The organism is Staphylococcus cohnii species complex 1663, assembly GCF_041008415.1.
Taxonomy (GTDB): Bacteria; Bacillota; Bacilli; order Staphylococcales; family Staphylococcaceae; genus Staphylococcus; species Staphylococcus ureilyticus.
On record NZ_JBFDVL010000003.1, the window covers coordinates 194,070 to 218,112 of the forward strand.

A 24,043-nucleotide genomic window follows, 5' to 3' on the forward strand; every position below is an offset into this window, starting at 1 on the left:
ATAATGGATTAGGGCTAAAGTATTAATTATTTTTTCTCTTGTCCTTGTGGACCTGTTTCATATTTATAGTTTGATGGTTTCACTTTATCAAAGTCAGGGTTATCATAAAATCTCAATAAATCACCATTTAGGACGTCATCACTCATTTGCAAGTCTTTTTCAGCTTGTTGTTTGCGTTTATCAAAATCGCTTGGTTTTTCTGTAACTGGCTCATTATTTTTATTATCATATATTCTACCATTTACATATTTGTAATCTTTCGTTACAAAGTCACCATTTCTAAACGGTACTGTGTCATTATGATCTTTTGACAATAAGTCTGTACCCATCATGAGATAATTTTTAGTATCAATACCCATTAAATGTAGTAATGTTGGCATTACATCTGCTTGTCCAGCATAAGTTTTATCAACAGTACCTTCTTTACCAGGTATTTTCAACCAGAAGCCTGTTCGGTTTAAATCTGTAAACTTAGCTGGTGTAATGTCTTCACCTAATAATTTTTCCATCGCTTTATTATGGTTTTCAGAAATACCATAATGGTCACCATAAATCATAATAACGGAATCATCATAGATACCTTTTTTCTTCAATTCATTTACAAACTGTTCTAACGATTCGTCTAAATATCTCGCTGTCTGAACATAACCGTCAACTGTTGAATCACCAGTATTTGGTTTATCAATTGATGCATCTTCTGGAGATAATGTAAATGGATAATGGTTTGTTAGCGTTATTAAGTGACTATAGAAAGGTTCTTTTTCCTTCGCTAAATAATCAGCTGATTCATCAAAGAATTCTTTATCTTTCAGACCTAAGTTCTCTTGGTTTTCTTCTGACATATCAAAATATGTTGCATCATAAAACTTATCTACACCAAAATGTTTGTATACTTGGTCACGGTTCCAGAACGTTTTATAATCACCGTGCATTACGCTAGATGTGTATCCTTGTTGTTGATGCATAATAGCTGGCAATGATTGGTACGTGTTATCCCCTTTAAGTGAGAATGCCGAACCTTGTGGTAAACCATATAAACTGTTATCCATAGTGAATTCTGAGTCTGAAGTTTTACCTTGTCCTGTCTGGTGGAAGAAGTTCGGATAATATCTAAAATCTTCATTACCAGAAGAAAGTTTATTTAAGAATGGTGTAACTTCCTCGCCATTTACTTTTTTGTTTATCAAGAAAGTTTGGAAACTTTCTAAGTGTATTTTAATCACATTTTTTTTCTTTGCTGCACCGAAATATTCTGGGTTTGGTTGTGTTTGTTTTTGTTTCGTATAATTTAAAACTTTTGTCAAATCATCTTCATTTGCTAACGCTTTTTGTTGATTATTTTGAATCGTTTTTACACCATCATAAACTGTGAAGTTATATGGACCTAAGTATTTCACTAAATATTTATGATCGAATGTACGCGTTAATAATTCTGGACGATCAGATTCTGCAAAAGCTAGGTTTAAGAAGAACAATGCAACAGACGCTGCCATGATTACTGGAACAAACTTCTTGCTAAACACACGCTTATCTAACCATTTTTGTTTGAAGATTAATACAAATAAATAAATGATTGTATCGATAAAGTAAACAAAGTCATACCATTTAAATGAAGCTGATACAGCGCCACCCATTGATTCAACATTTCCTACTTGATTTAATGTACTAAAAGTCAAGAAATCAGAGAAGAATCTGAAATATACAACATTTGCGTATAATAAGAAGGTTAAAATAAAACCACCTATAAAGATAAACCAAAATGCTTTCTTACCTTTGAAGAATAAGAAAATACTCAATACTAATGCAATTAAGCTATATGGATTCATTAATAAAATTAAATTTTGAACTAACCCTTTAACACCTAAAGAAAAGTCAACATAGTATGAAAAATACGTTTTAGCAGTAACTGTTATAACAGTTAAAATAAAAAACGCAAAAAGAGTTAGTTTCTTTTTGTGTAGACTCATGTCTGTTCCCCCGATATAAATTAATAAAAGTTTGTGCTAATACCTAGCTAGATTAAATGCTTTGTACCCGTTGTTAGCGCGTAAGTGATAATTTCTACCAACATCTTTATCGTTATTTGCGAAAGTTAAAATTTAAGTTAAAAAACACGGTAACTCCTGTATTTTCTTTTAAAACACATCTTTTTTTCTTATGTCACTAATTTATTTTTATAAAGTAGCAATTTTTTATTTTCAATGAATTTTATTTGTTCTTTTGTGAAAAATTATATTTGTTGTAATGTAAATTATGTTAATGCGTTTTGTTATGTTTTACATCGTTTTTACACTGCGTTCACTCTGTAATATCATTGTAATAAAACGATTATAGTTCAATTAATAAATATAAAGCAATTCTTGACTAATATCAAGTAAAAACACACTTTTTTTAATTTAAAAAGCTGATTTAACCGTTTTATGAAGGTATCATTAACCTATTATGAATACGCGATTAAAATAAGGTTAAAATTTAAATTTCCTTTATAATTATACTTGTTCTATTTAATAAATTAATCAGGCCTTGGACCTATTTAAATAAAGGTTAAATTATACAGAATGACTTAAGTAATTACTAAATCTTATCATATCCGACATTCATGCTGTTGATAATAAATACGAAAGACCAAAAGTAAATCTACGAAATAATTGCTATAGCTGAACGCTTTTCGAATAATCATTGACCATGTATTGTATACATTAATTTAGAACTATATTTTACTTAAGTATTTGTCAAAAGCAACAGACATATTATAAAAATCATCCAACATAAAAAAGCAGCTTGAGATATAAATCTATAGAAACTCAAGTAATAACTCAATGAGCTAACTATAAATAAAACAATATTGAAAAAGACAATTTCTATAATATTTCAATAGAAATTGCCTTTTTTTTACTCGTCCAAGACACTTTTATTTGTTCTAAGATTCTTTAGCTCAAAAGCGTCTTAATATAATAATGTTTTATAGATTAACTGATTATTAATTTTAAATGCTAATGCTCGTAACATTTTGCTATACACACATACACTTCATTCTCTAATCGTGTACATTATTTTAACATTTCTAATTGCATTCTATACTCGATACCATGAAACAGTTGATTTAACCAATTAGTATATTTTATTAAGTTCTTTTCTGCAGTTTCAACATCTATAAATTGAAATTTCAATTTAGTACCAGGATGTTTTTGACCTAACTTAGTTAAATGGTAACTGGCAATTGTCCCTATTTGTGGATAGCTCCCTAACGTGTAATGATCATTTAACAAAATAATTGGCGTACCATCTCTCTTAACTTGAATTGTTCCTATTTGTACAGATTGATGTGCGGGCATATCTTCATAAAATGCTTTAACAGGTTGGCCTTCGACATACATACCTACCCTATTCGCTTTACTTGTCACTTTATATTCCCCGTAAGTAAAACGATTTAAAGCATTTTGATTAAAATCTTCTGTTCCTTTATTTTTAATGACATGAAATACATCTGACATATAATTAAAAGAAAGCGCATAGCCATCTATACCCCAGTCAGTCTGATGTGTATGTTCAAGATTTTCAAAAAGTTTATGGTGACGTTCTGTATAATCACGTTTCATATTGATTTCGTCACCTTTTTCTAGTTTGCGCCCATGAAAACCACCAAGTTTAGACATAAAATCAGTTGAAGTAGAACCCAACCATTCATCTAGCTCGAATCCTCCACCAACGGCTAAATAGACTCTTGATGTCCGTGAAGTTTCTGTAAACTCGAGTACATCACCTTTTTCCATTAAATAAAGTTTATTGGGTAAAACTTTTAAATTAGCAGTTTTAGCTTTAAAACTGCCACCACTTAATGCAATTAAAGTAGGTTCAGTAAAACGAATACTTGCCATTCTATTGGTCATTTCTAAAGTAGCTTCATGTTTATCGTTGGCTACTAATCGATTTGCAATTTCATGTGATAATGGATCTAAAGCACCACTAGGGATTACACCATTGTGCTCATAACCGATACGCCCAAAATCTTGAAAACTTGAGAACAATCCTTCATTTTCTATTATGATTGACATGGTTTAAATCCTCCTAAATCCAATGCATCCTCTGACACAGCTTGAAATTGCACATTATCCCCTAATTTTAAAGTTGTAAAATCTGTTTGATGTGGATTAAATAATTCTACTGGTGTGTAGCCTATCACTAGCCAATCACCATAAGTATCAATTGTAGTAATACCAGTTTTCTTACCTTCTATAATCACTGATCCTGCAGGAATAAATGCTTTTTTGCCACCTGTGTGATTGACAAACAAGCGTTTATCCATCCCTGTTAAATACGGAAATCCTGGAGAATAGCCCATCATTGATACGAAAAAATTCGAATTTGTATGTAATTTTACAAATTTGTCGAAATCCATTTTATAATATTTTAGCAAGGATGCTAAATCTGGTCCAAAGTCTCCACCATATACTACAGGTATTTGAATGGGTGAGGGTGTTTCTTCTACATGTTTTATCTCTAATTGAACAGATTGCAAAAGTGCTTTCATATATAAAAAAGGTGATTTTATATTGTGATGTTTAATCATATCTCTAGCATCATAACAAATCATCATATCCGACTCTGTTGGTACAATTTCTGTAATAAAAGGATAATTTTTATTAATAAGATATGTTTTTAATGCGAGTAAATCATCAGTTAAATCTTTGGAAACTTCCTTTTCTATAGAAACCACAATTGCTTGGTCACCTTGACTATATATCTTCATAAATTCACCTCATCTATTGTGTCTATCGATAAAATACATTTAATATTTGTATTAAGTAGCGTATTAATTCTTTAACTAAACCATAGATAAATATAAATTGAATAGCACATGAAATAGTGATGACTAACTTAGTAATATAATATTTATGGTGATTCATTAAATAGGTTACATACCATTTTGTAAGGCCGATTAGCGTAATAATTAATAAAATCCAAATCCATATCATTATTTTGCCTCGCTTGCTGACATTAGATTTTTAAGACGCATATAACTTTGTTTAACTTACTTCATAACTTACAGTTAAACTATATCTATGTGTAGCATATTTGATACATTCAATTATGGATATCAAACACTATCGCAATAACGTTTTATCACAATTATTAGAATTAAAATTTATATTTTTCTTATACTTTCTATATTCTATAGATTTATTGCAACATCGGCAACCTCTCTTAAACTATTTATCAGAAAAACTTGAATTTGATTTTGCCTTAACTTTTGCTTAAATGTTGCCAAACTATAATCTTTTTCTATTAATTCACCTTCATCTATTAATTCTTGTCTCTTACATCCTTTTAAAAAATCATCATTAAATACTGGCGTATAATAATGATCTCCTTCTTTGATCATAATATTTCCAATATCAAATTCTAATATTTTTCCTGATTCGTCATAAAGTAAAATGAGGTCAGTTTCATGATTATGTGCTAAATGATCTCTATTTGTCGTTTTATTCGTAAGTATGCGTTTATCTTGAATTTGGGTTAATGGTACAATTTTTGCTGTAAAGCTATCTTTTTGAGGTAATTCAGCAACTTCATATTTAAAAATGCCATTGGGATATAAAATAATTTTTACTCTATACGTCCCTGTAAAATAATGGTTTTTAATTTCAGAAATCGTTTCATGCCATTGATCATCATCGAATGTCATTTGAAATTGATTTGCTGAATGTTTTATCCTGTCAAAATGATATCTCAACCTTAAAAATTTGCCTGAGTCTAATCGTAATGTTTCAAATAACTGCATTATAATCTCTCCAAAATTTTAGTCTTATCGATGAATTCTTGCACTTCAGATTCTGGGTTGGAATCAATGGTAATACCTGCACCAACCCCGTATACAGCTTTCCCATTAATATATTGAATCGTACGAATAGGTACATTGAAAATAGCTTTCCCATCAGGTAACAATAAACCAATAGTTCCGCAATAGCCATTTCTTGGTGTTTGCTCTAATTGTTTAATATATTTCATTGTGTTTACTTTCGGCGCGCCGGTAATTGAACCACAAGGGAAAATAGCTTCTAATACTTGCGCTAAACTCACATGGTTTGCTAACTGCCCAGTAACCATAGATGTCATTTGATATACCGTTTGATACCTTTCAATACGAAACGGTTGATATACTTTAACTGTGCCAGTGTTGGCTACTCTACTTATATCATTCCGTAATAAATCAACAATCATGACATTTTCTGCTCTATCTTTGGTAGAGTTTCTAAGTTTTTCAAAATGTGCCTTATCTTCTAATTCTGTTTCTCCTCTGGCTATTGTTCCTTTCATCGGCTTACTTAATACAATATTGGATTGATTTTTAAATGGGCCAAATTGAAAAAATAGCTCTGGGGATAATGATGCTATTTGAACTTCTTTTGTATCAATCAGAGCAGAATAATGACCATGATTTCCGCCCTGAAGTACATGATAAAGTTCAGAAATCGGCCCTTTTACGTCATCACTCAATCTGGTTGTATAATTAACTTGGTATGTATTACCTTCTACAATCGCTTTTTGCACTTGTTTAATATGATCAATCATGCGCGCATGTCTATATTGAAATTTAAAATTATATTTACGCTGATATGCCAAAGCTTGTTCATTTAAGTCATCGTGTACTGATTCAAATACATATGCAGCAGCATACACAAATATACCTTTAGGCGTTATCGTTGATAACTGATTATTAAAATAACTTGCCGCTTCATATGGTAAGTATAAAGCCACATATTTACCTTTACTTTGATGTAATTCAGCAAATCGAATGACTGCTCCAACGTCCTGCATTTGATATGCTATTTTTTTACTCAAACATTCTTTAAATAGATATTGATACGTTTCGGTTTGTGTTTCATTTATATAATATTGGTAATTAAATTTTACTTGCATGATGCGCCTCCACACTTTCAATAAATAATTTAATTTGTTCGATACCATATTCACTCAAAAACGATTCAGGATGATATTGGACACCATAAATAGCACATTCTCGGTGCTCACAGGCCATAATTATTCCTTTATCATTGGTTGCTGTGACATTTAGCTCAACAGGAAATGTATGTATGTCTGCCATTAATGAATGATAACGCATTACATTAAATGATTTTGGTAAATCTTTGAAAATACCTTTGCCCGTGTGGGTAATTGAAGTTGTATGGCCATGGATAGGCTTATGATTCTTTACAATACGTCCCCCAAAATAAGTAATAATTTGTTGGAATCCCAAGCATACCCCTAAAATTGGTACATTATTCATAAATTGTGTGATGACTTCATTTAAAATCGGATAATCTGACGGCGTTCCTGGTCCTGGCGATATGATAATCGCCAATGGTTTCATATCGATGAGCTTGTCTATATCAATCTCATCCACATCAACCACTTTGATTGTCCCTGTATAACATTGTTTGAGATAGTCCACGATATTATACGTAAATGAGTCTTTATTATCGATTACAAGTAACATTGAATCACCTCATTTGTAGTTATATATTATTCTAATATAGTTATTATCCCAAATCTCAACTTGATTTTACAGCTTAAATGTATTATTCTAGTCACGGTATAAATGTAACAGAGGTTTCTAGCTGACACCCTCTATAAAAAACTAGACACTTGAACGACGTCTATCTTTTTATAGAGATAGGCGTTTTTTTATGGCGTCATCAGTTTTATATGGCAAAGCTAGCACGATATTTTAAGGAGTGTAAACTATAATGACACAACAGCCATTAAACAATAATAAAGCCATCGTAGTATTTAGCGGTGGCCAAGATAGTACAACCTGTTTATTTTGGGCAAAAAAACATTTTGATGAAGTTGTCTTAGTAACTTTTGAATATGGACAAAGGCACGATACAGAAATTCAGGTTGCCAAACAAATCGCTCAAGAACAAGCAGTCGAGCACCATATACTTGACATGTCCCTATTATCTCAACTCACTCCTAACGCATTGACACAACATGATATGGATATAAATGAAGGAGATAGTGGTATGCCAAACACGTTTGTGCCTGCACGTAACTTGCTGTTCTTATCTTTTGCTGGCGCCCTAGCATATCAGACAAATACTAAACATATTATCACGGGTGTATGTGAAACAGACTTTTCTGGCTACCCTGATTGTCGAGATAGCTTTATTAAGTCAATGAACGTTACACTTTCCCTCTCTATGGATAAAGATTTCGTTATTCACACGCCGTTAATGTGGCTGGATAAAAAACAAACGTGGGCTTTAAGCGATGAACTCGGTGTATTAGAATACGTTCGAAAGCGAACGTTAACTTGTTATAACGGGATTATTGGCGAAGGATGTGGCGAATGTCCTGCCTGTAAACTACGCGCACGCGGTCTTAATGCTTATCTAGAAGAAAAAGGAGCGAATTAATATGTTCCAACAAAATTACCCTAGTGTTAACCACAATTACCAATTTGAACTTAATAAGGATTTTAATTTTTCAGCCGCACATTATATTCCAAGTGAAGACGCTGGAAAATGCATGCGTACGCATGGACATACTTACTTTGTCAACTTAACAATCGGTGGAGATACCGTAGACCATAATGGGTTTTTAGTGAATTTTAGTGAATTGAAACAACTCGTACACGGTCAATTTGACCATCAATTATTAAATGAGTTACCTCAATTTGAGGGTAAAAGTCCTTCAACTGAAATTGTGGCACAAACAATATATGAGATGGTTCAGTCTTCATTAAACCAAAGGCCAAACACACCACAATGCTTGCAAGTTTACGTCAGAGAAACACCAACAAGTTATGTCATATATCGACCAAAGGAGCCAAACCATGAGTAAAATACCTGTGCTTGAAATTTTTGGTCCAACGATACAAGGTGAAGGTCGTGTCATCGGCCGCAAAACCATGTTTGTACGTACAGCCGGATGTGATTACCGTTGCAGTTGGTGTGACTCTAGTTTTACATGGGATGGCAGTGCAAAAGAAGAAATACGTATGATGGATGCTAGAGAAATTTATGCGCAATTATATGACATTGCAGGTGAATCATTTAATCACGTAACAATTTCAGGAGGCAATCCAGCTTTAATAAAAGGCATTCAAACATTAGTCGATTTATTCGAAGACAAAGGCATACAAAGCGCCCTAGAAACACAAGGCAGTAAATTCCAACCATGGATGACACAAATTGATGATTTAACAATTAGTCCAAAACCACCTAGCTCAATGATGAAACCAAATTTACCTATTTTAGATGATGTTATTGCTAAATGTAAGCCAGAAACACTCAATCTTAAAGTAGTTATTTTCAATGATGAGGACTTTGAATTTGCCAAAATGATTCATCATAGATATCCTAACGTGCCATTTTATTTACAAGTTGGTAATCCATACCTAGACGGAGAATATGTTGAATCTCACACAGAAAAGTTACTTTCATTATATGAAGCCCTTGTGAATCGTGTCATGGATAGTAGCGATATGAATAATGTATATGTATTACCTCAATTACATACTTTACTTTGGAGTAATAAAAAAGGTGTTTAAATTGAGTCAATGAACCGGTTCGTTGTATAATGCTCTTTGTCTATACAATAAACCGGTTTTTACTTTGTACATAAAACATAGCAATGATTGTCACTGTAAATATAATTATTTAAAATAATAACAATTTTACAATATGTCAGATAATGACTTATAATTTTTTAAAACATCAACTGTTATTAAATGATTAAATCTAACTTAATTGATATAATGTTGCAGTGAAGTATCTAGGTTAGGAGAGCAACATGCTAATAAATATAATCATAAATATAGCTACGGTAGCAATCATACTCGGTATTGATTTATATCGTCAGAATTTCAAACAACTTAAGTTTAGCTCTATACTTTTATCAATAACCATTAATAGTATCATTAATTTAGTCCTTGTTGGTAAATACGATTACATAACATTTTATACTTGCACCCATTTAATTATTTGGACATTGTTGCAATTGTATCTCAATAAAAAAACAAAAACATATGTCATAACTGATCAAAAATTTATTGGTTTTATTTTAACGATTATCATGAGTACATCTTTAATCCTTTCATACGATACAAGTAAAGATTCTTACTATATGTCCATTCCATATTTAGCTCCAGCTATTTTTCTCATAGGTGCAACTTTATTGTTCTATAGTACATTCCAAACACATGAAAAAGAACAAATTAAAATCTTGAATCGTATTCGCAAACCAGTAGTGATTGGCCAAATTATTATTGTATTATCTTTTACAATCATGCCTTTATTAACACCTTATTGGTATGCCTTTATAATTGTACATTTATTATTCTTACTTTTTTTATTATGGCAGAATATATTTTTTTCAAAAAAATGATTAGCAAATTATATTTTGTGGTATGTAATAATTGATTATGATATTTAAAAAGGAGGTATACTTATGTTTGGATTTATTATTATGTTAATTGTCGGCGGTTTAATCGGCTGGATTGCCGGTGGTATCGTCGGTAAAGATATCCCTGGAGGTATTTTAGGAAATATCATTGCTGGTATCGTAGGTTCTGCACTAGGTTCATGGATATTAGGTGATTGGGGTTGGCATTTAGGCGGTATCGCTATCTTCCCTGCACTAATTGGAACAATTATTCTTATTGCCCTTGCATCATTTATATTGGGAAAATTACGTAAAAAATAAATGGTTTGTTAATTTTTTAGTTTTAAAAGAAATTCCTGAAACTTAATGTCATAGTTTCTATATCGTCAGAAGATGACTAAATAGCGAAAGCACTCAGAAATACTAAAATCTCAACCAAAAATAAGCGTCAATTTCTATTGAAATACTTTAGAAATTGACGTTTTTTGTTTTTTAAAGTGTTATTATCATGAGGGTTTATGATCTATCTTTTTTAAAATGTCATTCGTATCACCTTTAGTTGTTATTTTAACTTTGTGTGTACGGGCTCAACAATAACCTAAAATCTAAAACAACCTTTATAAAACTAAACATTACTTCTGTATCAAAATTTCTTTGACTATAACATTTTTATTTTTGCTTTTAAGAGTATTTAACTAATTTGGCTCTTATACAATTTTGTAATGTGATAATGCTTTAGATTGATATGCCGAAAGACACAGGCTCAAATCACCTCCTCGGACAACCATGCACAATTAAACTCAATTTTTTAATAAACGAAACCCCCAGACTACGCTTTTAGCATAACCTGAGGGCAGTGATTATCTATGTTTAACAAGTGTTTTATTCTTTGCAGTTTTAACCTTATGAGATGGTACATAAAAATGTTCTTCTCTATTTATACTGTTTTTATTTTGTTCTTTCTCTTCTTCTGGATATTCAGACATTTCTAATTCAGAGTCCAACCCTTTCGTTTTGTCTACCTGCTTTAAATTAGATACTTGAACAATATATTTTGGTCGCTGTTTTACTTCATAATATATCCTACCGATATATTCGCCTACAATACCGATTGAAATCAGTTGGATACCTCCAAGTAATAAAATAGCTGCAATTGTTGAAAAGTACCCTGGTGTTTTCACACCATTAATCATAATATTTCCAAAACTAAATATAATATAAAGTAGACTCACAAAAAATACAATCAGTCCTAAATAAATCATAGCGCGTAATGGTTTATTATTAAATGAGATCAAGCCATCTATACCATAGTTCAATAATTTACCAAATGACCATTTCGATGTACCTTCTTCTCTTTCAACATTTTCATAAGTAAAAACTTTAGTATTATAGCCAATCCATTCATATAATCCTTTTGAAAAACGATTATATTCATTTAACGATGTTAATGAGTGTAACGCGCGTTGACTAAGCAATCTAAAATCTCCAACACCGTCTTCTAGTTTAATATCCTCGACAAAATGATTAATCACTTTGTAATAGCATTGCGTTAAAAATTTTCTTGAACGTTTTTCACCTGTTCTATCTCGTTTTGCGACGACTTGATCATAGCCATCCAAATAACTATCTATCATCTGTGGTATAAGCTCTGGCGGGTGCTGTAAATCAGCATCAATCATCACAACAGCATCACATTCCACACTGTGTTGGAAACCGGCAATCATTGCTGATTCCTTACCAAAATTCCTACTAAATGAAATATATTTTACATGTTCATCCTGTGCTGCCATTTCTTGAATATAATTAATCGTTTTATCTTGACTACCATCATCTACAAATAGCAAATCATAGTTATAGTGACGGTTAAGACTATCTTCATCTAATATTTCAGTTAACTTGTGATATGTTTTTAATATTACTTCACCTTCGTTATAACATGGCACTATAACTCTTATATGCATAATAAACACCTTCATTTCAATTACTTCAATTTTACTTTACCAATATTTACAGTTATTTCGCCATTCTTTTCATTTAGATTTACACAATTTTTATATTTCCTTAATAATCAATTATAAAACTTACACTCTTTTAAAAAATTTTGAAATAGATAATACCAATGATTCGTGTCATTAAGAAACAATAAAATTTAGTTTTTAAATTTTTATGATAATGTAGAGCATATATACATATAAATATTGTTCAATATCTTTTTTGTAAAAAGTTGTAACATTGTCCATTTAGTTTATCAACTATTTGTCAGAAAAGGAAATAAAACATATATTCGTAAAATTAAAAAAGTAGGATAGAGAAACAAGTGTCATGAACACCATGCTCTATCCTACGTTATTTAAAATATTTAACGTTCACCTTTTTTGAAGAAACTACTAAAAAATAAACCTTGATTTGCAACTACTTCTCCATTTTTAGCTATCTTTCACTTCAAATTTTTATAAACAAAGCTAAATTTTGCTATTTTAGATCATTACTTTAAATCGCCTATACGCACTTTATCAGGGTCTTTACCTTGGCGCGCATCTCGATTTAGATTATCAATCTCAGCAATATCCGTTAATTCTAAACTAAAATCAAAAATATCATAATTTTCTTTAATACGTTTAGGTGTTTTAGACTTTGGTATAATTAAACGGTTATGTGCTAAATGCCAACGCAACACGATTTGTGCAGGTGTTTTACTATAACGTTCGGCAATATCAACAATGATAGGATGTTCAAGTAAACCTTGGTTTCTCATAAGTGGCATCCAAGCTGTCACTGCAATATCATGCTTATCACAAAAATCTTGTAGCTCATGCTGATTGAAATAAGGGTGTACCTCCACTTGGTTCACAGCAGGCGTAATTTCTGTCTCTGCCATCAATTTTTCTAAATGATGTTGTTTAAAGTTACATACCCCAATGGCACGGATTCGACCATCTCTATATAATTTTTCCATCGCTTTATACGTTTCAATAAAAAGTCCATCTTCCTCACATGGCCAATGTATTAAAAATAAATCAAGATAATCAGTACCTAAATTCTCTATAGATTTTGTAAAAAATTCAATTGTTTTATCATATCCTTGATAATCATTCCATATCTTTGATGTAATAAATAATTCAGAACGTGGTACATCAGATTTTTTTAAAGCATTGCCTAATGCAATTTCATTTTTATAAAAGTAAGCTGTATCAAAAGCACGGTAACCAATATCTAAAGCGCTAGATACAGCATTTTCCATTTCCTCATCAGTGATTTTATACACACCTAAACCAACTTTTGGCATAGGATAACCATTATTTAAATAATATGTATCTTCTAACATACACTTATCCTCCTCATTTTTAATATCAATATATTTTCAATTTTACATAAAAACACGTTATGCATTTAGCTTTTCTATAAAGATAATTATAAAAAAACTGGAACATTCAATGATGTCCCAGTTTTTGCAATACCTACTTATATCTTATCATACAAGTAATATGCGAGTGGTGCAAAACATATGTTGATATCTTGTCAGCAAATGATGATTACTATGCTAAAAATTTCAACATTGCTAGTGCATCATACTCATAGCTTAATTATCATTGCTTTCTTCGTCTTCATCTTCTTCTGGAGTTGGACGTGTTTCATGATATTCAAATTCTAAGATAACATTGATAATTTGATGATTATCCACTTCTGATATAATCCAACGATCATATTGTGTATCTACATAATCATTGGGTTGTAAATTAGTATTATGTGCCTGTAACCAGCCACCAATTGTATCTATATCTTCAGAATCTTCAAATTCAATACCAAATTGATCATTTAAATCATCTAATAACACTCTACCGTTAATTTGGTATTTATTATCACTTAGTCTTACAACATCATTGACTTCATCATCATCAAACTCATCACGAATTTCACCGACGATTTCTTCTAAGATATCTTCCATTGTTAAAATACCTGCAGTACCACCATATTCATCGATAATCAAGCTAATGTGAACATGTTCACGCTGCATTCTAATAAGCGCATCACTAATCCTAGTTGTTTCAGAAATCATTGGTAAATCATGGATATAGTTACTTGCTTTCATCGGTTTACCAGAAGCATACTCTGTTAAAAATTCTTTTACATTAATAAACCCTTTAACATGGTCTTTATCGCCATCTTCTGTAATTGGGTAACGTGTGAATTGATGTTCCTTAATCGTTTCTAATAGTTCATCTACATTAAACGGTTCATTTAATGTAACCATTTGTGTACGCGGTACCATGATATCCTTGGCATGTCTTTCATCAAATGAAAAAATATTTTGCATATATGCTAATTCTGTTTGATTAATTTCTCCACCATTATAACTATTATTTATAATAATTTTTATTTCTTCTTCTGACATGGCATCATTATTTGCATCAGGATCCACACCAAACATACGAATAATCATTCTTGCTGAACCATTCATTAACCAAATTAATGGTTTCATTACAAATCCGAAATAATATAGCGGTCTAGCGTAAACCAATGCTAATTTTTCAGTATATTGGATAGCAAGTGTTTTTGGTGCTAACTCACCCAAAACAACATGTAGATATGTCACAATGATAAATGCTACGATAAATGAAATAGTTGTCGTCAGTGCTTCAGGTAAATGGATTAATTCAAATAATGGGTGTAGCAACTTGTTAAATGTTGGTTCACCTAACCAACCTAATCCTAAAGATGTCACTGTAATACCCAATTGACATGCTGATAAGTAATAGTCTAGGTTTTTAATCATTTTTTTAACAACACGTGCACTACCATTGCCTTCTGTTGCAAGTTGTTCAATCCTAGTAGTACGTACCTTTACTAATGCAAATTCTGAGCCTACGAAGACTGTAGTTAATGCTATTAAAAAAAAGAATATTACTAAATTTATTATGGTCACTGTTTCCAATTAGTTCCCTATTTCTAGGGATTCACCTCCAAATTTTGTGTCACAATAGGTGACTGCTTATAAAATATGATTTGATTGCTTAAGTTTGTTTTATATGCTAAATCCTTCCCATTGTAACACCTCCCTAAAAATACGCATTTCTTTTATTTTATCACAATACTTATTTCGAAAGTAATTTATACAAATTAAAATTTTATATTCACCTAATGTACCATTTAAACGCAAAATCACCTTCACGTCAACTTTCTAAATTTTACATCTTTTGTTCTGAAAATGTTTATATACTTTAAAATAATGCTTATTTTATAAAATGATGGATTTCACCATTTTTAATTGTTGTCTGAACTTCAATATCATCGTTCACAATGACAATATCAGCATCTTTACCTGTTTTTAGGCTACCTTTTTTATCGTCAATATTCAAAGCAATGGCCTGATTTAAGCTCGTAACACGCCATAGATTATCTAGTGTATCACCTGTAAATTTAATAAGATTATTCAAACCAGTATTCATTTTTAAAATACTTCCCGCTAATGCTCCTGAAGCTAAACGTGCTTCTGAGCCTCTCACGATGACATTTTGACCTCCTAAATCATATTCTCCATCCGGCATTCCTTTTGCTCTCATAGCATCTGTAATTAAATAGAAATGTTCATTGCCTTTTTGCTTATATGCAATATTTACAGCAGCTGGATGTGAATGAATCCCATCGACGATAACTTCAGTGTTTAATTTTTCATTAATCCACGCAGCACCGAATAGCCCTGGTTCTCTATGTTCAAACGGGGTACCTGCATTATATAAATGCGTAACATGTTTGGCACCGTTTTCCACCGCTTCATTGCTCTCATCAAATGTCGCAACAGTATGTCCAATTGAAAATATAATTTGATCTTTAAAAGTTGCCAACGTTTCTTTAGCACCATCGACTTCAGGTGCAAATGTGACGACTTTGATGTGATTATTCGCTATATTTTGGAAGTATTTTAATTTTTCTACTGAAGGTCGTTGGACATAACCAGGATTTTGTGCCCCTACCTTATGCTCAGAAATAAACGGACCTTCTAAATGGATACCCACAATTTCAGCTGTATTTTTCGTATCTTGTTGTGTTTGATATGTAGCAATATTTTTAAGTGCCTTTGTTATATTTTCATCTGATTGTGTCATTGTAGTTGCTAAATAACTCGTTGTGCCTTCAGATAGCAATGATTCTGATAAATGTTTTAAGCCCGTCATCGATGCATCCATCGCATCTTCCCCATAGCCACCATGCATATGAATATCAATAAAACCAGGTAGAATATGATGCCCTTGTGCATCGATCGTTTGTAAATCACCTTCATACGTTCCTACACCTAAACCAGCAATTTTACCAGATTTAATGATGATATAACCGCAATCAATGGTTTCAGTTTCAGTATATATTCGTCCATTTTCAATTACATATTCAACCATTTATATTACCTTCTTTTCAATTATTTTAGGTTAAAATTTTCTTAAATCACTTATATTTTATTTTACCAAATTCAACGATTATATTATATTCAAAAGCAAATAATTAAAAAAACCAGAAGTTTCACTCAATCATGAGTTTCTTCTGGTTTTCATTATGAACCTCTATAATTTTAATCATTCATCGCTTCTGAACTTTGTATCTCATCTTTAGTTAATTTTGGTTTTAACATACCATAAATAACTGCTGCTATGATAGCTCCGATAATGATTGCTATCAATGATTGTAATACGTGACTAAAGTCTGTTCCTAATATAACAATAATACCACCATGTGGTGCTTGAATGGATGACCCTAAGCCTAATGCAATTGCACCTGCTACACCTGAACCCACCATCATAGACGGGATTACACGAATAGGGTCAGCTGCGGCAAAAGGAATTGCGCCTTCAGTAATGAAGGATAGCCCCATCACGTAGTTTGGAACAATAGAACCTTTTTGTTCTTTTGTGAATTTTTTACGGAACAGTAACATTGCTGTGGCAATAGCAATCGGTGGCACCATACCGCCAATCATCGCTGCTGTAATTGGTGCTGCATTACCTTCTGTCAATGCAGCTACAGCGAATACGTAAGCTGCTTTATTAAATGGACCTCCCATATCAATCGCCATCATCGCACCAATAACAAGACCCAATAGCATAATGTTAGTACCTGATAAACTTTGTAATCCATTCAGCAATAAATTATTTAACCAAGATGCTGGAGGATTTAAAACATAAATCATCAGTAAACCTGTTATAGAAACAGAGAATACCGGGAAAATTAAAGTTGGTTTTAAACCTTCTAGAGATTGTGGCATACCATTTGTTAATTTTTTGATGCCTAATGTTAAATAACCTGCTAAGAAACCTGCAAGAATGCCGCCGATAAAGCCAGAATCACCTGTACTAGCTAACAAACCACCAACCAAACCAGCAGCAAAACCTGGTTTGTCTGCAATACTGCGTGCAATATAACCAGCAAGTATAGGTATAATTAGCATAAAGGCGCTCTTGTTACCTATATTCCACAATTGTTCTGCGAACGCATTGTAATCTGAACTTTTTGGATCAAATGAGTTTGCACCAAACAAGAACACAATAGCCATTAAAATACCACCAGCTATAACAAGTGGTAGCATATTAGAAACACCGTTCATCAAATGTTTATAAATTGTCTTACCGACACCTTGTTTTTCATTACTTTCTGATTGTGCTTTACTTGAATCAGCACTCGCTACAAACGGTTTACGAGAAGTATCTTGTGCCATATTTATTAATTCTTCTGGGCGTTTAATTCCGTCAGCTACTGGTACTTCAACAACATTCTTACCATTAAAACGCGCTGTTTCAACATGCACATCTGCCGCTACAATAACGCCAGTTGCACGTTCGATATCTTCATTTGTGAGATGATTCTTTATACCACCAGATCCATTTGTTTCTACTTTTATTTTAACGCCCATTTTTTCAGCTTGTTTTTTCAAAGCATCGCGAGCCATATAAGTATGTGCTATGCCCGTTGGACAAGCAGTAACCGCTAATATATAGGGTTCATTTGTGTCAGCTGAAGAGACAGAACTTTCGGTTTCTTCTTCTACTTCTTCTGTAGCTTCATCATCAGCTATATCAATGATTTGTAACACTTCTTGTGGAGACGTTGCATTTAGTAAATCTTCTCGCACTTTATCATCCATTAAAATACCTGATAGTTTTGCTAATGCATCTAAATGTGTTTGTGCGCCACCTTCTGGAGCAGCAATCATAAAGAACAGATGTGCCGGTTGCATATCTAAACTTTGATAATCCACACCTGCTTTAGATTTACCAAAGGCGATAGCAGGCGTATCTACCGCAGCTACTTTAGCATGTGGTATCGCAATACCTTCTCCAATACCTGTGGTACTTTGCGCTTCACGATTATAAATAGCTTCTTTAAAAACTGATACCTCATTTAATTTGTTTGCTTTATCTAGTTGATTCACTAATTCATCTATGACACCATTCTTATCAGTTGATGAAAGATCCATAGCTATTGTCTCTTGAGTTAATAACTCTGTAATTCTCATCTCATTCACTCCCTTTTAGCGTCGTAATTGTCACATGTTCTTTAATATCTTCAATGGCTTTGTATGAGGCTAAATCATCGTTAAAAGCAGTCGCTGTCCCCGCAGAAACCGCTTGTTTAAACGCGTTTTCAATCGTCAATCCTGTTTCAAGACCAGCTATCATTCCTGCCACAGTGCTATCACCGGAACCAACTGTATTGACAACTTGACCATGAGGTACTGACGCTTTCAAACTATGTTTATGATCAACATAAATTGCGCCCTCACCACCAAGTGACACAATTACAGATGATGCTCCTTGTTTCATAATTTCTTGTGCGTAATGGATAACATCTTCGTCAGAATTGATTGATGTATCAAACATCACTTCTAATTCATGTTTGTTCGGTTTAATAAATAGTGGGTTGTGTTTTAATACGGATTCCACTAAATCTTTTTCAGCATCTACGACTAATCGAGCACCTGTTTGTTTTATGATTTTTGCAATTTGTTCATAAGCATCTTTAGGGACGCTTTTCGGTATACTTCCTGCCACGACTACTATATCTTTTTTTGAAGTTTGTTTAAGTTGTCTGAGTAGATTTTCAAATTGTGTTTGAGAAATATTTGGACCTGGTGCATTTATTTCTGTTTCATCACCAGTTTTCAGTTTTACATTAATCCGCGTATCTTCATCTATCTCTATAAAATCAGTTTGAATACCTGCTTTTTTTAAAGTGTCATCTATAAATTGACCTGGAAATCCACCTGCAAATCCTAAGGCTGTTGAAGGGACATTCAATGTTTTCAATACCCTTGAAACATTGATACCCTTACCTCCAGCAAATTTAAAAGTTTCTGTCGCTCTGTTTAATCCATTTAATTCAAAATCATCAGCAAACATGATGTAATCAATAGAGGGATTAAAAGTTACCGTATAAATCATCGTGTACCTCCAATAAATGTATAATGTTCAGTATATTGCTTAAATATGTCACTCTCTTTTACTTTTTTAGAAGTAACAATGCTAACTTGTGTTTCGACAGGCACATGTGCAAAATACACCTTGTCGTATTTATCATGATCAGCTAAAACATACGCTTTCGAACCTAAATATATCGCGTGTTTTTTAATAATTGCTTCTTGCTCGTCTGGTGTAGTTAAACCATATTTTAAATCAATACCGTTCATACCAAGGAATACTTTATCAAAACGATAGCTTTTCAACGTTTCAAGTGCGCTAGCACCTACTGTCGCATATGTTGTCGATTTAATTTCTCCACCTAAAATAAATGTACGTATACCATGTTTAATTAACTCTTCGACATGCGTCAAACCACTTGTTACTACAATGATATTTTGTGCATCAATATAAGGAATCATCTCAAGTGTAGTTGAACCAGCATCTATAAAAATACATTCATTGTCTTCTATTTCTAGTGCTGCTAATCGAGCAATTTCTTGTTTTTCCTTTAAATTTGTACCGCGTTTATCTGCCAAATTAGGTTCTAAAATAGATGATTCATTAAGCATTGCCCCACCGTGTACTCTTTTCAACTTCCCAATTTTTTGTAATTTGGATAAATCTCGGCGAATTGTAGAAGCACTACATCCAGTTCGATCTATTAATTCTTGCAAGGTTAAAAAATCTTTTTTTGACAATTCAGTCAATATGAGCTCCTGGCGCTTTTCTGTAATCATCCCTTCACCTCATTTCATTTTCATTATAATGGTTGCGCTTTCTTTTTTCAATCATTTATTGTCAAAAACAATCAAAAACAATCATATAAAGCTAATAAAATTTGATGATTGACCCTTTTATAAATAATTATGCTCCATAACTATGTATTAATAACCATTTTGAGTATCTTGATAATACATCTCATTACGTTATAATGCACAATGTATAATACAATCTTTTTTATTCCATATATTTCTTACGAGGAGTGCCGTGAAGTTATGCAAAAATCATCTATAGTAAAATGGGAAAGACGAATCAGAATTAGTACCGCAATTATCTTTGCTATTTTAATGATGCTCAATATATACATAAGTGAAAAATTCAAAACTGATTTTGTGTTTTTTCAAACTTTGATAATATATATTTTGTTGTTTTTTCAAATGGCGTTTAACCTGTTACAATTTATTAGTCAAACATCCGACAAATATATACGAATGACCATGATTTTACTCTATACATATGCATATATTAGTAACTTTATCGTACTACTTATATTACTGTTACTCCCAATAGAATCTATGTTTGTTCTAACGATGGCTCTCACATTTTTTACATTGAGCCTTACGTTTTTAATGATTGTAGAACGTCAATTTAAAAAACGCATAAAAAAAAGAGTGCAAAATTCGAATAAAGATTCAAATCATTAATACACTCAATTTTATAAAATTACAAAAAATATTTAATTACTTATTGCCTGCTAAATAATCACGAAATGGAATCATGCCTATTTCGTGATTTTATTTATTTTTGCGTTGTTAATGATGAGTGACGTGCATCACTTTTGCATTGGTGACTTCAACCAAATCATCTACTGCCATTTCAATCTGTATCCCGCGCTCTCCGCCACTAATATAAAGTGAATCTATACTTGTTGCTTGCTCATCAACAACGGTTTCAAATTGCTTTTTCATGCCAATCGGTGAACAACCACCTCTTATATAGCCTGTTACTTTTTTAAGATCATCTAAAGGCATTAATTGCAGTTTCTTTTCATTTACCGCATGTGCCGCCGCTTTCATATCTAATGTGTTACTTACCGGAATAATAAACACAAAATGATGATGATCACTATTTTCTAAAACAAGTGTTTTATAAACATACTTATCCTCTATGCCTACTTTATTTGCTACTTCAGTACCATCTATATGTTCATCTGAAATTTCATAAATATTGACACTATAGTTTATCTTTTGACGATCTAACATTCGCATAGCATTCGTTTTCTTTTGCTTCATTTCGATACCTCATATGATTAAAATGTTTCATGTATATCAAAATATTTTCTATCTATAAAATAACTTGATCACAAATCATTCATCCAGATTAAGTTGCTTAATAAATTGCGTTAACGCCACTTTCATTTCTTGGTCTTTTAAAGCGAATTCGATTGTAGTTTTAACGAAACCTAATTTTTCACCAACATCATAACGCTCACCTTCAAAATCATAGGCATAGACTTGGCTTTCCTTATTCATTCTTTCAATTGCGTCTGTCAGTTGAATCTCCCCACCAGCACCTTTACCTTGATTTGCTAAATATTCAAAAATATCAGGTGTTAACACATAACGCCCCATAATTGCTAGATTTGAAGGTGCAGTTCCTTGTTTTGGTTTTTCTACAAATTGATTCACTTCATATTGACGTCCCCTTTTACTTAATGGGTCAATAATACCGTAACGATGCGTATCGTTTTCATCCACTTCTTGAACACCGATTACGGATTTACCAGTTTCTTCATATGTATTCATCAATTGTTTGATGGCTGGCTGTGTAGATTCAACAATATCATCACCTAATAATACGGCAAAAGGTTCATCCCCAATAAATTGACGCGCTGAATAAATCGCATGTCCTAAGCCTTTCTGTTCTTTTTGTCTTACATAAAAAATATTAGCAAGTTCGGTAGAGTAATTCACTTTTTCTAATAAATCAGTTTTTCCTTTTTCTTCTAAAATCATTTCTAATTCTTTTTGATTATCAAAATGATCTTCAATTGCTCGTTTATGTTTACCAGTCACAATTATAATGTCTTCAATACCAGCACGAGCCGCTTCCTCAACAATGTATTGAATCGTTGGTTTATCTAAAATTGGTAGCATTTCTTTTGGCATAGCTTTTGTTGCCGGAAGAAATCTTGTACCTAATCCTGCTGCAGGTATAATTGCTTTTTTTATTTTTTTCAAAACATTCATCCTTTTCAATTTTTAATAATTTAATATTCATCAAAATATAAATCAGTTTAGTCTTAATATAATAATAACATCGATACATTTAACTTTATACTTTTTTATGATACTAAAAAACATTCAACTTCAATAGTATCTAAAAGTTGAATGTTTTTATTTCCCTATTTTAATGCAGGTTGACGTATGACATCACCCAATTTATTCACAATAACTTTATATTCTTTGTTTGCAGCCGCATCATAAAATGTATAGGACATACCTTGCTTTGAAGCTTGAACTTTTTTCAAGGTAGCATTATTTCCTAGTGCATCTTTTGCATATTTTTGAGCAATTACTTCTGACTCATGAGGCGATATTCTCGGTTTGTCTTGGTCTTGATGTTTTTGAACTTGATAAGCATCATCAAATATTCTTGCCTCATTATTTTGATCTACAGTGACTCTATAATATGTTTTGGGATGTTGCTTATTTTCGAAAGTAAAAATATAGTAATAAGTTCCCTCACATGTACTATCAATACCATAGTCATTATATTTATTTTCAGAATGGTTATCATTGTCTACCATTTTTTTCGCTTTATTTAGCGCTTCTGAAAATTGAGGCAAATTGATTTCTCCAGCCTCTTTATCATTCAAATCATGCGTTGCTAATTTTGCTATCGGCTCATGGTTTTTTGCATTATATGGCTTTTCTTTTTGCGCGTCATGCTTTTTATCGTTCGGCACGTTTGATTCGAAGTCTGTTTTTTCCGCGCTTGCTTTGGATTGAACAGTATTATTAGTATCGGAATAACTCGATATCGTTTCATGTACTTTGGCTAGCACTTGTTGATTAGTAACTAATACTAATAAAAATATGAAGCAGCATGTTAATAGAAAAGCCAATATTGATAATAGTAAATTCTTCAACTTTATCCCCTTAATCATCTCTCTTTAATAATCACAACAACATATTATCACAAATATTTAACAAAAAACTTATATAGACTACAATTTAAAACAATTGTAATTTCTGTAACATGAATATTACGTATGCAACTTAATTTAATATTCGTGTCATATTTGAAATTATAAATGAATACATACAGACACTTTTAAACCAATTAGGAGTATTAACATGACAAATCAACATATTTCTAAAGTTTGAATTGCTTTATTTTTCAAATTAAAAAGGAGTAAGATATGAAATTAAATTGGTAACTCCCATCTCATATCTTACTCCTTTAATATTAGTTTATTTGTGAGAAAT

Annotated in this window: 21 protein-coding genes; 5 read left to right on the forward strand and 16 right to left on the reverse strand. The window is 32.0% G+C overall.

Annotation, left to right across the window (positions count from 1 at the left end):
• Window positions 1-26 precede the first annotated feature (26 nt).
• From ltaS to AB1J10_RS04775, 6 genes are all read right to left on the reverse strand, one after another.
• Window positions 27-1,967 (reverse strand): polyglycerol-phosphate lipoteichoic acid synthase LtaS, encoded by a 1,941-nt coding sequence (ltaS, locus tag AB1J10_RS04750; protein ID WP_046207394.1) that lies wholly within the window; start codon window positions 1,965-1,967, stop codon window positions 27-29.
• A gap of 1,083 nt (window positions 1,968-3,050) precedes the next feature.
• On the reverse strand, window positions 3,051-4,055 hold the full coding sequence (locus AB1J10_RS04755) for a biotin-dependent carboxyltransferase family protein (protein ID WP_046207393.1): 1,005 nt from the start codon (window positions 4,053-4,055) through the stop codon (window positions 3,051-3,053).
• Complete coding sequence (locus tag AB1J10_RS04760) at window positions 4,043-4,750, reverse strand: allophanate hydrolase subunit 1 (RefSeq protein WP_046207392.1); 708 nt, start codon at window positions 4,748-4,750, stop codon at window positions 4,043-4,045. The genes AB1J10_RS04755 and AB1J10_RS04760 overlap by 13 nt, the downstream gene beginning before the upstream one ends.
• A gap of 423 nt (window positions 4,751-5,173) precedes the next feature.
• Window positions 5,174-5,782: an aminotransferase class IV gene (locus tag AB1J10_RS04765; RefSeq protein ID WP_046207391.1), complete on the reverse strand. Its 609-nt coding sequence runs from the start codon at window positions 5,780-5,782 to the stop codon at window positions 5,174-5,176.
• Window positions 5,782-6,921, reverse strand: coding sequence for a chorismate-binding protein (locus AB1J10_RS04770; protein ID WP_070039062.1), 1,140 nt, complete (start codon window positions 6,919-6,921; stop codon window positions 5,782-5,784). The genes AB1J10_RS04765 and AB1J10_RS04770 overlap by 1 nt, the downstream gene beginning before the upstream one ends.
• Window positions 6,905-7,498, reverse strand: coding sequence for an anthranilate synthase component II (locus tag AB1J10_RS04775; RefSeq protein WP_046207389.1), 594 nt, complete (start codon window positions 7,496-7,498; stop codon window positions 6,905-6,907). Before AB1J10_RS04775 ends, AB1J10_RS04770 begins: the two co-directional genes overlap by 17 nt.
• Before the next feature lie 250 nt (window positions 7,499-7,748).
• Here AB1J10_RS04775 and queC point away from each other — a divergent pair, with 250 nt between their 5' ends.
• The 5 genes from queC (at window position 7,749) to AB1J10_RS04800 (ending at window position 10,710) form a co-directional block, all read left to right on the forward strand.
• Window positions 7,749-8,420: a 7-cyano-7-deazaguanine synthase QueC gene (gene queC / locus AB1J10_RS04780; protein WP_046207388.1), complete on the forward strand. Its 672-nt coding sequence runs from the start codon at window positions 7,749-7,751 to the stop codon at window positions 8,418-8,420.
• A 1-nt stretch (window position 8,421) separates the two neighbouring features.
• Entirely contained in the window at window positions 8,422-8,847 is a 426-nt protein-coding gene (queD, locus tag AB1J10_RS04785; RefSeq protein WP_070039052.1) for a 6-carboxytetrahydropterin synthase QueD, read from the forward strand.
• On the forward strand, window positions 8,840-9,556 hold the full coding sequence (gene queE, locus AB1J10_RS04790) for a 7-carboxy-7-deazaguanine synthase QueE (protein ID WP_070039050.1): 717 nt from the start codon (window positions 8,840-8,842) through the stop codon (window positions 9,554-9,556). The genes queD and queE overlap by 8 nt, the downstream gene beginning before the upstream one ends.
• Before the next feature lie 242 nt (window positions 9,557-9,798).
• Window positions 9,799-10,392, forward strand: a complete 594-nt coding sequence (locus AB1J10_RS04795; RefSeq protein ID WP_070039048.1) for a hypothetical protein — start codon at window positions 9,799-9,801, stop codon at window positions 10,390-10,392.
• Window positions 10,393-10,455: 63 nt separating this feature from the next.
• Window positions 10,456-10,710: a GlsB/YeaQ/YmgE family stress response membrane protein gene (locus AB1J10_RS04800; protein WP_070039046.1), complete on the forward strand. Its 255-nt coding sequence runs from the start codon at window positions 10,456-10,458 to the stop codon at window positions 10,708-10,710.
• A gap of 539 nt (window positions 10,711-11,249) precedes the next feature.
• Here the strand turns inward: AB1J10_RS04800 and AB1J10_RS04805 are convergent.
• The 10 genes from AB1J10_RS04805 to AB1J10_RS04850 all read right to left on the reverse strand — a co-directional run bounded on the left by AB1J10_RS04805 (window position 11,250) and on the right by AB1J10_RS04850 (window position 23,703).
• The gene (locus AB1J10_RS04805) at window positions 11,250-12,350 is read right to left on the reverse strand and encodes a glycosyltransferase family 2 protein (RefSeq protein ID WP_070039044.1); all 1,101 of its coding nucleotides are present in this window, start codon (window positions 12,348-12,350) and stop codon (window positions 11,250-11,252) included.
• Window positions 12,351-12,874: 524 nt separating this feature from the next.
• Window positions 12,875-13,714 carry an aldo/keto reductase gene (locus AB1J10_RS04810; protein ID WP_046207382.1) on the reverse strand — a complete coding sequence of 280 codons (840 nt, stop codon included), beginning with the start codon at window positions 13,712-13,714 and terminating at the stop codon, window positions 12,875-12,877.
• A gap of 255 nt (window positions 13,715-13,969) precedes the next feature.
• Window positions 13,970-15,322: a hemolysin family protein gene (locus tag AB1J10_RS04815; RefSeq protein WP_046207381.1), complete on the reverse strand. Its 1,353-nt coding sequence runs from the start codon at window positions 15,320-15,322 to the stop codon at window positions 13,970-13,972.
• A 298-nt stretch (window positions 15,323-15,620) separates the two neighbouring features.
• The gene (gene nagA / locus AB1J10_RS04820) at window positions 15,621-16,781 is read right to left on the reverse strand and encodes an N-acetylglucosamine-6-phosphate deacetylase (RefSeq protein WP_070039039.1); all 1,161 of its coding nucleotides are present in this window, start codon (window positions 16,779-16,781) and stop codon (window positions 15,621-15,623) included.
• Between the two features lie 170 nt (window positions 16,782-16,951).
• Window positions 16,952-18,889 carry a PTS fructose transporter subunit IIABC gene (locus AB1J10_RS04825; protein WP_070039036.1) on the reverse strand — a complete coding sequence of 646 codons (1,938 nt, stop codon included), beginning with the start codon at window positions 18,887-18,889 and terminating at the stop codon, window positions 16,952-16,954.
• A gap of 1 nt (window position 18,890) precedes the next feature.
• Entirely contained in the window at window positions 18,891-19,814 is a 924-nt protein-coding gene (gene pfkB / locus AB1J10_RS04830; protein ID WP_070039034.1) for a 1-phosphofructokinase, read from the reverse strand.
• Entirely contained in the window at window positions 19,811-20,569 is a 759-nt protein-coding gene (locus AB1J10_RS04835; protein WP_046207377.1) for a DeoR/GlpR family DNA-binding transcription regulator, read from the reverse strand. The genes pfkB and AB1J10_RS04835 overlap by 4 nt, the downstream gene beginning before the upstream one ends.
• A gap of 795 nt (window positions 20,570-21,364) precedes the next feature.
• The gene (gene ybaK, locus AB1J10_RS04840) at window positions 21,365-21,844 is read right to left on the reverse strand and encodes a Cys-tRNA(Pro) deacylase (RefSeq protein ID WP_064209536.1); all 480 of its coding nucleotides are present in this window, start codon (window positions 21,842-21,844) and stop codon (window positions 21,365-21,367) included.
• Between the two features lie 75 nt (window positions 21,845-21,919).
• On the reverse strand, window positions 21,920-22,792 hold the full coding sequence (gene galU, locus AB1J10_RS04845; protein WP_070039032.1) for a UTP--glucose-1-phosphate uridylyltransferase GalU: 873 nt from the start codon (window positions 22,790-22,792) through the stop codon (window positions 21,920-21,922).
• A gap of 164 nt (window positions 22,793-22,956) precedes the next feature.
• Window positions 22,957-23,703, reverse strand: coding sequence for a hypothetical protein (locus tag AB1J10_RS04850; RefSeq protein WP_070039029.1), 747 nt, complete (start codon window positions 23,701-23,703; stop codon window positions 22,957-22,959).
• Window positions 23,704-24,043: the final 340 nt, after the last annotated feature.

Bases quoted from the DNA above. Each gene is read 5' to 3' on its own strand.
- ltaS (WP_046207394.1), bottom strand. From the start codon at position 1,967: ATGAGTCTACACAAAAAGAAACTAACTCTTTTTGCGTTTTTTATTTTA.
- AB1J10_RS04755 (WP_046207393.1), bottom strand. From the start codon at position 4,055: ATGTCAATCATAATAGAAAATGAAGGATTGTTCTCAAGTTTTCAAGAT.
- AB1J10_RS04760 (WP_046207392.1), bottom strand. From the start codon at position 4,750: ATGAAGATATATAGTCAAGGTGACCAAGCAATTGTGGTTTCTATAGAA.
- AB1J10_RS04765 (WP_046207391.1), bottom strand. From the start codon at position 5,782: ATGCAGTTATTTGAAACATTACGATTAGACTCAGGCAAATTTTTAAGG.
- AB1J10_RS04770 (WP_070039062.1), bottom strand. From the start codon at position 6,921: ATGCAAGTAAAATTTAATTACCAATATTATATAAATGAAACACAAACC.
- AB1J10_RS04775 (WP_046207389.1), bottom strand. From the start codon at position 7,498: ATGTTACTTGTAATCGATAATAAAGACTCATTTACGTATAATATCGTG.
- queC (WP_046207388.1), top strand. From the start codon at position 7,749: ATGACACAACAGCCATTAAACAATAATAAAGCCATCGTAGTATTTAGC.
- queD (WP_070039052.1), top strand. From the start codon at position 8,422: ATGTTCCAACAAAATTACCCTAGTGTTAACCACAATTACCAATTTGAA.
- queE (WP_070039050.1), top strand. From the start codon at position 8,840: ATGAGTAAAATACCTGTGCTTGAAATTTTTGGTCCAACGATACAAGGT.
- AB1J10_RS04795 (WP_070039048.1), top strand. From the start codon at position 9,799: ATGCTAATAAATATAATCATAAATATAGCTACGGTAGCAATCATACTC.
- AB1J10_RS04800 (WP_070039046.1), top strand. From the start codon at position 10,456: ATGTTTGGATTTATTATTATGTTAATTGTCGGCGGTTTAATCGGCTGG.
- AB1J10_RS04805 (WP_070039044.1), bottom strand. From the start codon at position 12,350: ATGCATATAAGAGTTATAGTGCCATGTTATAACGAAGGTGAAGTAATA.
- AB1J10_RS04810 (WP_046207382.1), bottom strand. From the start codon at position 13,714: ATGTTAGAAGATACATATTATTTAAATAATGGTTATCCTATGCCAAAA.
- nagA (WP_070039039.1), bottom strand. From the start codon at position 16,781: ATGGTTGAATATGTAATTGAAAATGGACGAATATATACTGAAACTGAA.
- AB1J10_RS04825 (WP_070039036.1), bottom strand. From the start codon at position 18,889: ATGAGAATTACAGAGTTATTAACTCAAGAGACAATAGCTATGGATCTT.
- pfkB (WP_070039034.1), bottom strand. From the start codon at position 19,814: ATGATTTATACGGTAACTTTTAATCCCTCTATTGATTACATCATGTTT.
- AB1J10_RS04835 (WP_046207377.1), bottom strand. From the start codon at position 20,569: ATGATTACAGAAAAGCGCCAGGAGCTCATATTGACTGAATTGTCAAAA.
- ybaK (WP_064209536.1), bottom strand. From the start codon at position 21,844: ATGAAGCAAAAGAAAACGAATGCTATGCGAATGTTAGATCGTCAAAAG.